The organism is Neochlamydia sp. AcF84, assembly GCF_011087585.1.
Taxonomy (GTDB): Bacteria; Chlamydiota; Chlamydiia; order Chlamydiales; family Parachlamydiaceae; genus Neochlamydia.
Genome location: NZ_VJOT01000021.1, coordinates 156,373 through 166,531, shown reverse-complemented (window position 1 = coordinate 166,531; position 10,159 = coordinate 156,373). Strand labels below are relative to the sequence as shown.

The 10,159-nt window shown below is 39.1% G+C and carries 7 protein-coding genes; 1 reads left to right on the top strand and 6 read right to left on the bottom strand.

Translation table 11 applies throughout. The annotated features are described in order from the left end of the window. Positions 1–309: 309 nt before the first annotated feature. The 5 genes from NEOC84_RS02065 to NEOC84_RS02040 form a co-directional block, all read right to left on the bottom strand. Entirely contained in the window at positions 310–462 is a 153-nt protein-coding gene (locus NEOC84_RS02065) for a transposase (protein ID WP_166154813.1), read from the bottom strand. Positions 463–678: 216 nt separating this feature from the next. Continuing rightward, positions 679–990 carry a helix-turn-helix domain-containing protein gene (locus NEOC84_RS02060; protein ID WP_166154811.1) on the bottom strand — a complete coding sequence of 104 codons (312 nt, stop codon included), beginning with the start codon at positions 988–990 and terminating at the stop codon, positions 679–681. Between the two features lie 454 nt (positions 991–1,444). Next, positions 1,445–2,890 carry an efflux transporter outer membrane subunit gene (locus NEOC84_RS02050; protein WP_166154809.1) on the bottom strand — a complete coding sequence of 482 codons (1,446 nt, stop codon included), beginning with the start codon at positions 2,888–2,890 and terminating at the stop codon, positions 1,445–1,447. Beyond that, complete coding sequence (locus NEOC84_RS02045; protein WP_166154807.1) at positions 2,883–6,044, bottom strand: multidrug efflux RND transporter permease subunit; 3,162 nt, start codon at positions 6,042–6,044, stop codon at positions 2,883–2,885. The genes NEOC84_RS02050 and NEOC84_RS02045 overlap by 8 nt, the downstream gene beginning before the upstream one ends. Positions 6,045–6,047: 3 nt before the next feature. Continuing rightward, positions 6,048–7,226, bottom strand: coding sequence for an efflux RND transporter periplasmic adaptor subunit (locus NEOC84_RS02040; protein WP_166154805.1), 1,179 nt, complete (start codon positions 7,224–7,226; stop codon positions 6,048–6,050). A gap of 152 nt (positions 7,227–7,378) precedes the next feature. On the opposite strand from NEOC84_RS02040, the gene NEOC84_RS02035 reads away from it, so the two are divergent. Continuing rightward, positions 7,379–8,503 (top strand): acyl-CoA desaturase, encoded by a 1,125-nt coding sequence (locus NEOC84_RS02035; RefSeq protein WP_166154803.1) that lies wholly within the window; start codon positions 7,379–7,381, stop codon positions 8,501–8,503. 81 nt (positions 8,504–8,584) lie between these two features. Here the strand turns inward: NEOC84_RS02035 and NEOC84_RS02030 are convergent, their stop codons facing one another. After that, positions 8,585–10,003 carry a hypothetical protein gene (locus NEOC84_RS02030; protein WP_166154801.1) on the bottom strand — a complete coding sequence of 473 codons (1,419 nt, stop codon included), beginning with the start codon at positions 10,001–10,003 and terminating at the stop codon, positions 8,585–8,587. Between the last annotated feature and the right edge of the window lie 156 nt (positions 10,004–10,159).

Genomic DNA, 10,159 nt, shown 5'->3' with positions numbered 1-10,159 from the left:
AACTTAAGAATAGGTAGATTAAATGGTTATTGGGAAGCTTACTGGAATTCCTACAAAGCTGCTGCTTAAAAAGAATTGCCAACACTTTTGTTTACACCCAAGTCGGCATGCTCCTGTTGAAAAAAGTAGTCTCTTCGCAAACTTTTTGGTAAAAAGGATGTTATGCATAACTGGCAGAGTAGGAGAAAAAATAGTGATTTAAATCCTATATTTCTTTCCATTAACGTATACTTAAAAAAGAGAAATCAATGGTTTAAGCAAGAGTAGAAAATTTATTTAAGTTCGCTATAGTAACCTTCTCAAATTAGCTCAAAAGATTTCAATAAGATTTAAATTCAGAGAATAAGGCAGCAAAAACAAAATCTTACATCCTGCCTTTTTGATAAGCTCATGGGTGGTTTGGTATTTATGAAAGATAGTATTGTCCATAATTACAAGCTGACCTGCTTTAAGCTGTGGCATCAATATTTTCCTAGCCAAAAGTAAAATGAAAAGGAATTACAAGTACTTGTATAACAAATTTAAGTAATAGAAAAATTTTCGCTAATTATCATAGCCTACCCAAACATCTCAACTTTGGAAGAAACCGAGCATTTTCAAAAACCTACTTGGCTAATCCCTACATTCTGTAAGCAGACTCAGCTTTTAATTGGAAAAACGACCATGAAACTATCACCATTATAGAGGCTTAAAAATTTGAGGATCATAAAAACCTTTGTCTACAATTTCTAAAAGTCGCAGCGCTGCATGGCTTGGAGCGCGGGTTCCGGATTCCCAAGATTGAACTGTCTTTACACTTACATTTAATACTTTTGCAAAAATTCCTTGGGAATAATGATTTTTCTCTCTGATTCTCTTAATATCGATAGCCTTATATTCATTTGGAGGCTCAGGGATTTCGATAAGCTCTGACTTAAGCGTAACCTTTCTTTCTGTGAATGCTAGAGCTTCTTCAAGCCCTTTTTTAAGCCCTTTAAATAACTTACTCATTTTTAATCCTTTTTTTGATTGCTTCAGCTATTTGTTTCATATACAATTTTAGCTATTCACTATTAATTTTGCTGGGGCTCTGCCGTCTTTTTTTAGGAGCTAGGCAACCTTGTTTTTTCCACTTAATCCAGCTTGTTAACGTGCGAACTGTTACGCCAAACACCTCACTAGCTGTGGTGATTGAGCCGCCATTCTCTATATAATTTAAAGCTTTTTTTCTTAAATCGTGTGACTATACCATGCCATTTAATTATACATATATCCTTAGAAAAATAAAATTTAAACGGCTATATCTTAGACTAAATTCCCTTCACTTTTTTTCGATTTATTGAATAGACAAGCTTAAATCTTTAGAAGTTAAATATTTTATAATCCTCTGATAATTAGAAATTTAGGCTAAACAAGGAGTAAAGAGTTTGAATAAAAACATAATTTTTTAGGGATAAACGCACTTTTACCCTTCAGTAGCTAATGTATCCGCCTCTTGTACCCATCCCCCTCCTAAAGCTTTATAGACTCCAATAAAGGTAGTATAGGTAGCACTGCGAGCTTGAACTAAGTTAAGCTGTGCAGACAACAGATTTCTTCGGGCATCTAGAACATTTAAGTAATCCACCTGGCCATTGTCATAGGCTAGTAAAGCCAGAGCAAGAGATTTTTGCAAAGCTTGCACCTGATCCTTTTGTATTTCTAATACCTCTAAGCTCTTAGAATGACCAATTAACGCATTTTCCACTTCTTTAAAAGCAGTTTGTATAGTGTTATAGTAGGAAAACAGAGCTTGCTTTTCTTGCGCATGCGCCTGATCTAATTGAGCAATATAAAGCCCCCCATTAAATATCTGCTCACTAAAAGTTGTACCGACTTGCCAAGCGCAAGCAGCACCTTTAAAAAGCGTATTTAATGCAAAGCTTTGATTTCCATAATATCCGGTAAGAGATATACGAGGAAATAGGTTAGCTTTAGCCACTCCCACATTGGCATGGGCAGCTATCAAATTCAATTCGGCTTGCATCACATCTGGCCTTTGTTCTAGCACGTCGGAAGGCAATCCAGCTGGAATGGAAGGAGGTTGCGCAAGCTCTTCAAGTATTTTACCCCGCCTAATATTACCGGGATTACGCCCTAATAAAATGCACAAAAGATTTTCTTGCTGAGCTACATTAATTTCTAATTGTTTAACAAGGCTAGCAGCTGTATCTCTTTCAGCGCTTGCTTGCATAATAGGTAATTCAGAGCTTTCCCCTTCCTCCCATTGGTCTGTCATTAATTGCAAAGACTCTTGAAAGGAGTTTAGAGTTTGCTGCGCTATTTGCAATTGCTCATCATATTGCCGTAAGGTGATATAGCTGTTGGCTAGCGCACTTACTAAGGTAAGGATAACGGTGCGGCGTGCTTGAATTTCTCCTAAATATTGAGCTAAAGCCACATCAGAAGCAGAACCTAGACGCCCCCAAATATCTAATTCATAAGCACAAGACAACAAGGCAGAAAAGCTGTTTATTAAGCGTAAGTTTTGCGCAAGACCTAAATTAGACTGAGCCGAAAGCCCTTGCCTTAAGGCGCTACCATCCCCCGTAATTTGAGGAAAAAGCTGGGAATTGGTAGCTCTGAATTGGCTATGATAGGCTTCTACCGAAGCCATCGCTGCTTGCAGAGTGTAATTATTTTTTAAAGCCTCCCTAATTAAAGCCTCTAATACCGGATCGCCAAGCTGCTGCCACCAATAGATGTTTGCTAAGCTACAGGCCTCATGCATAGGCAAGCGCCAATTTTCTGGTATATTCACGGGAGGGCGCGTATAATTGGGCCTAAAAACACAAGAGGAAATTATTAATAAACCTATACAGGCGAGAAAAAAACGCCCGCCTTGATAAGCCTTTGTCTTTAAATTATACATTTGTCTTGTCCGATATTTCTTTAGAAGTATGTGAGGATAAATAGCCTTGTTTCTTTCCTTTCCAATTTGCTATTTCTTCTAATAACTTATAGAAAAAAGGAACAAAAAAAATAGCTAGAAAGGTAGCTGTTATCATTCCTCCTAAGACGCCCGTACCCACCGAGTTGCGGCTGGCAGCTCCTGCTCCTTTGGCGATGAATAAAGGCACAACGCCTAATATAAATGTTAATGAAGTCATCAAAATGGCTCTTAAGCGCAGCTTTCCAGCTTCTAAAGCCGCTTCTGCTAAAGGCAAGCCTTCTTGGTGCTTGATCACTGCAAACTCTACAATGAGAATTGCATTTTTTGCAGAAAGAGCAATTAAGGTTATTAAGCCTACTTGAAAATAGACATCATTGCTCATTCCATTCATCCACACAGCCAAAAAGGCTCCCAAGAGGCCAAAAGGCACCACCATTAAAATGGAAAAAGGCAAAGACCATTTCTCATAAAGGGCTGCCAGTATGAGAAAAACCATGAACAAACCTGCCGCCATGACTTTAAGGCCTGTGCCTACCATTTTTTTCTCTTGATAGGATTGCCCGCCCCATGAAAATGACATTTCAGGGGGGAGTATCTCCCGCGCTATCTCCTCCATAGCAGCCATAGCCTGACCCGAGCTAAAGCCTGCCGCTGCACTTCCATTGATTCTGGCGGCATTAAAACTATTAAAGCGGCTAATCAGGGAAGGTCCTTTGATATTGCGTATATTTATCAAAGACTTCAAAGGAACCATGCTTGCATTTAAAGATCTGACATAGATTTCTCCAAGCTTATAAGGAGTGCTACGGTAAATATCTTCTGCTTGAACATAGACGTTATATACGCGGCCAAATTTGTTAAAATTATTAACATATAAAGAGCCCATCATGGCTTGTAGAGTTTGATAAACCTCAGCAATGGAGACAGCCATGCTTTTAGATTTTTCACGATCATAGGAAAGGAAAAACTGTTTAGCCGTAGCGTCGATATTGGTAGAAACACCCCTAAGAATAGGGCTTTGGTTAGCCTTAGCAACAATTTCTTTTGCGTATTTTTCCAATGATTCAATATTACCTGAAGACCTGGATTGTACCCAAAATTCAAAGCCGCCCACACTGCCTATGCCTTGAATAGCAGGTGGATTGAAAGGAATAACCACCGCCTCTTGCAAAGCTGCATATTTAGGAGCTAACTGCTGCAATAAGGCTGGAGCCGCTTGATTCTTGCCCGTTCGCTCACTCCAATCTTTGAATACGATAAAATAGCTAGATTGGTTATTTCTATTTAAACCATCTAATAATCCAAAACCATCTAGGGCAACCACATCGGTGACAGCAGGATGAGTCTTGGTTAGGTTATCTATCTGGCTAGTTACAGCATCGACGCGATGTAGGCTAGCCCCATCGGGTAGCATGCCGACGGCCATGATATAGCCTTGATCTTCGATAGGAACAAAACTAGAAGGGACTAGCTTATACATAAAACCTACAGCAGAGCAAACGATCACAAAAATAGATAGAGCCCATAGAGGATTCATAAGGAGTAGGCGTGCAATTTTTACATATCGATTTCCCAACCTTTCAAAAGCATGATTAAATTTAATCGTAAATTTTGAATCCTCTTTTTTATGCTTTAATAATAGAGCGGCCAGCGCAGGACTTAAGGTTAAGGCGACAACACCTGAAATCACCACGGCAATGGAAATAGTAATAGCAAATTGACGATAGAGCTCGCCTGTAATTCCACCCAGAAAGGCTACCGGAATAAAAACTGCGCACAGCACAAAAACAATGGCTATTACAGGACCCGATACCTCGGCCATGGCTTTTTTAGCAGCTGCTGGAGCAGGCAATTTTAAGGCGCGCATATTATGTTCAACATTTTCAATAACGACAATTGCATCATCGACTACAATGCCAATAGCCAAAACCATAGCAAATAATGTTAAAGTATTGATGGAGTATCCTAGTACAAGCATCCCTGCAAATGCTCCTACAATAGATACAAGCATGGCAAGCATCGGAATTAAGGTAGCCCGCAAATTTTGCAAGAAAAGAAGCACGACTAAAACCACTAAAATGGCAGCTTCTAAAATAGTGATGGCCACTTCATGAATAGAGGCTTTTACAAATTTGGTGGTATCATAAGGAATAGTATATTCGATCCCGTTGGGAAAGCTGGTAGCTAATTCTTTCATCTTCGCTTTAACTTTATCGGCAACTTCTAGAGCATTGGCTCCATATTGCTGATAAATAGCAATGGCTGTCATCGACTTATTATTAAGCTTAGCATTGACATCATAATTAGCAGCACCCAGCTCGACCTCTGCTACATCTCTCACAAAGACCATCGAACCATCGGCATTTGCTTTGATAATAATGTTTTCAAATTCTTCTGCCGTCGTCAGTCGCCCTGTAGCTAGCATGGGTAAAGTTAGCTCAATAGGTAGAGAGGTAGGGTTCCCTCCTATCATACCAGCGGGTACTTGGCTGTTTTGCTCCCTAATAGAGTCCACAACATCGGACGTAGTAATTCCCAACTGTGCCATGCGGTCAGGTTTAAGCCATATGCGCATCGCATAATCTCGAGCTCCTATAATGCTAACTTGGCTTACTCCCGGAATCAACTGTAATTCAGTTACCACATTAATAGTGGCATAATTGCTCATAAAAATATCGTTATAACGACCATCCGGCGATTGCAAAGCTACAAACAAAAGAATATTAGGAGTCTGCTTTTGCACGATTACCCCCTGACGCTGCACTTCCTCAGGTAATTGAGCCAACACCTTACTTACGTTGTTATTGACATCAATTTGGGCTTTTTTAGGATCAGAACCCACTTCGAAATAAACATTCAAAAGATAATTACCCGAAGATGAATTTTGGGAAGACATATAAATCATATTTTCTACCCCATTGATTTGCTGCTCCAAAGGAGCGGCCACGCTATCAGCAATGGTTTGGGCACCCGCACCTGGATAATAGGTGGAAACTTGGATAAGAGGAGGAGTAATATTGGGGTACTGCTCAATCGGCAAATTCATTAAAGCAATAAAACCGGCAAACATGATAATAATGGACAAAACGCTAGCAAAGATGGGACGGTCGATAAAAAAGTTGGAAATTTTCATCCTTTATTCCCCTAATTGGGGCAAGATAAGCTCTTGCTTGTGACTCTTATCCACCTTAATTTCCTTGGTGACCTTGATGGGAGTGCCCTGTCCCACTTTGTTAATACCATCGACAATCACTTGGTCCCCCTCTCTCAATCCCTCTTCTATAATCCAGTCATCACCATACCAATCTCCTACGGTCACATTTTGTATGGCAGCTTTCCCTTCCCTTACGATGTAAACATACATTCCTGTTTTACTTTCCAACAGGGCTTTTTGAGGAACATAGATGGTGTTAGGTTTAATAGCTCCTTTAACCTTGACGCGAACAAATTGGCCTGGCTTAAGAATAAGCTTAGGATTAGGAAGCTGGGCACGCATCGACAAGGTGCCTGTTTTTTGATCATAGGTGGGAGCAGAAAAGTTAACTTCTCCGCGAAAAGGATACCGGCTGCCATCCGCTAATATCACCTCTACCCCATAATTTTTATCCTGGGGTAAAACTAACGTACGATTTTTAACCTCCTTATCTATTTTTAAAATCTCATTTTCAGAAATGCTAAAGGAAATCCAGATAGGATCCAAAACAGTGATAGAAGTCATGAGCTGATTAGAGCCAGGGGAAATAAGAGCGCCTTGACGATAGCTTGATTTTCCCGAAAGACCATTAATAGGAGAAGTTAGGAGGGTATAGCTTAAATTAATTTCTGCCACTTTTAACGCGGCCTCTGCTACTTGCACGCTAGCTTGGGAAGCTAATAAATTTGCTGTGGCCTCATCTAAATCTTTTTTGCTGGCGGCATGCTTGGCATACAAAGGTGTTAAGCGCTCTACAGCTTGTTGTGCATTCCCTAAAAGAGCTTTTTCTCTTGCTAGGTTTCCTTTGGCTTGTTCAACAGCCGCTATAAAAGGAGTTTGGTCTAATTTGAAAAGCAGCTGCCCTTTTGTTACTTCGGCCCCCTCTATATAGGCAATCTCTTCCAAGTAGCCCTCTACGCGCGCACGGATTTCAACCTGGTGAGAACTTTCGGCATAGCCCACCGATTCATAAATCCAGGGAATAGTGGTTTTTTGAATAGTTAAAGCACTTACTTCTACAAAGGGAGGAGGAGGCAAGGATTTTTCGCCTCCGCAGGAAGCAGCTAGCAAAAATATTAAAGCTATTAATAAAAAGGGGCGTAAAAAATCTACTTTTATCATAATCTGTCATCTTACGTGCTTGATCAAAATTTTTATTTTGTAGCATAAGATGAAAATGCAAACAATAAATTTTATTCTTACATTGACTTTTATACTTTAGCGCATTATACTCCCCCTCTTAAACACCTATTCTTTATAACCTATGGTTTTCCATGATAAATTTAAAAAAGGGAGTTAATTGGTCTCCCACCATTTTTCTTATCATTTTCCAGGCAGCTTTAATTATCTGGCTTCCTTTTTATTTTTATTATAATAAGCCTACTTTTTCGATGGTGGCGACAAGCGTGGGGCTTTTATATGCTACAGGCTTAAGCATTACAGGCGGCTATCACCGCTTTTATTCTCATCGCTCTTATAAAACAAATTTTTTTCTAGAAGGGTTTTTACTGTTTTTTGGCTCCATGGCAGGCCAAGGAAGTGCGCTACGCTGGTCTTATGATCATCGTCTGCATCATGCATATGTAGATACTGACCAGGATCCATATTCTATCCAAAAAGGTTTCTGGTACGCTCACTTCTTGTGGATCATCGAGAAGCCTCAGCCCATCAACCCTAAAGTAGTTTCTGATTTAATCAGCAATCCTTTAGTTGTTTTCCAACACCGCTTTTACCCGCTTTTATTTATTTTAACCAATTCATTAGTTTTCTTCAGTTTAGGCTGGTTTTTAAATGATTATACAGGGGCTTTAACCTTTGCCGTAGGAGCAAGATTATTTTGTCTTTATCATTCCACCTGGTTCATTAACTCTCTTGCTCATACCTGGGGAGATCAACCCTTTTCACAGGAGCATTCGGCCGTTAACAATTATATCATTTCTTTTTTGACTTTTGGAGAGGGATACCATAACTATCACCATACCTACGCTAACGATTATCGCAATGGTATCTATTGGTATCAGTTTGATCCTACGAAATGGTTGATCTGGTTACTTAGCAAATTAGGTTTAACCTATCATTTACGTAAGACAGATAAGTACACCATCAAAAAGCGGATGGTGACAGAACATGCCTACTTGCTTCGAGAAAAATTAGTGAAGTCATGGGAAAGTAAAAGGATAGAATGGGAGCCTATCATTAATGAATTGTCTAGTAACATAGTCAGAAAGATGACAGATTTTTCTCAGCTTAAGAGCCGTTATGGAGAGTTAAAAGCGCAGTGCACCGAAACTCCTTTATTAAAAGAGATTAAAAAGGAAATGAAAGCCTTACAAAAAAGCCTTCGTCAAGACTGGAAAAAATGGTGGCAGCTTTCTAAAACAATAATGACCCATGCCTAAAGAAAAAGAAGCTTTGAATGCGGCGTGTAGGCAACGCTTTCAAAGCTTTTCAAAGGAAAAAAGCCTATAAAGCTTTTGTTTTCATAGGTAAATGGATTCAATTTTAAAGTCTGCTTTTTTTATCCCCGCTTCTAACTTATCTTGTATTTTATTCTTAGTCTCTTGCCAGAGTCCATCCTCTTTAGCGGACATCTCATTCAAATAGGTTTCTATCTCTTTGTAAAATTTATTTAGCTCACCATAGAATTGCTGATGATCTTCTTTGGTTTCAGACTCGGCAATATTTGGAGCAAAGGAAGGAGCTACCTTGATCTCATGCTTTATCCATTGGATAATCACCCGCGCAAGATCAATGGCTTGATGCTGCAAAGGGATCTCTCCTTCATCATAAGGATCAATAATAACACTGTGATCTTCTTTGGTACGGACATTGCCAGGAGATAAGTCCGCAATATAATAGTCCGGGTTAGCAAATATTTGAGAGAACACATCCTTTATATCTTTAAAAGCGGTTTCACCGGCAATATATTCATAAATGTAGTAGCCTCTCTCCCAAATATCCTCAATGTTATAAATATGCGCCACAGATATTCCTTTCATCTGGGGAGTCAATTTTAGCAATTTTTTATAGGCCCTTTCAGTGGTAATAATCGATTGCTTTCTCTTCATTTCACTTAAAGTATCATCTCTTAATATTTTAATAACCAGATCAACATTTTCTACTTTCCATACATGATGAAAATCTCCATGGCCTAGATAAGTTAAAATTAATCTCTCCCCTTTTTTAATCAATATTTTCCCTAATTTATCCTCTAAGTCAGGACCCTCATAAAGCAGACCTTTTTTATCATCCGGCAATAGCTCCAGGCTAGGTTTTACTAATTCTTGTTTATAATAGGAAAGAGGAAGAACAGCACTTTGAGTTAAAGCATTTTGTTTTTTTTCCTCTTGCGGAGGAAGCGAAAATTGCAAGCGCTGGGGCTTCTCAGCAGCTTTACCTGCACCAGGAAGGGAAAAAAGTTTCCGAGCCAAAACAGAGCTTTTTGAAAGCATCGTAGGTTTAGTGCCAGCAAAGGGCAAAGGTGGAAGGGAAGAAGAAGTACCGAAAGCGATTTTTAACGCAGGCTTATTCTTAGGCAAAGCTATCTCATCAAAATCTAATTTGCGATGCTTACAATTGAGGCTATCTACATCCTTTTCATCATGGCTAAGCTCTTCGATGGTCCTTGCTCTTTTTGTACAATGCGGGAAAGATAGCTTTTCGGGCTCATTTAAAGCAGCCCCGAAGTCTAATTTTATCCCCAGCCTGGTTTTGGGTGAAGGAGTATCCTCCTGTTCTAATTTAGGTAATTTAAAAGGAGGTAAAAGCAAATCTTTTTCTTCGTTTCTAGGATGTTTTCCTCTACAAGCGCTATTTCTACTTGGCGTAGGTGGGGGTTGCTTAGGCTCACGAGGGGGTGAAAGACTCTTGAGGTAAGAATCGTTAGGGGAAATGTTCATTTTATCTCCATATTAGCAATAAATCTATATTTATGGTAAACATTATAGTTAACCATCTTATAAACTTCAATATAATAAAAAATAAAAGTTAATATTATTTAAAAATATATTTTTATAAATAAAAAAATTTAAGCTTAAGTCTTTAAAACCAGTCCA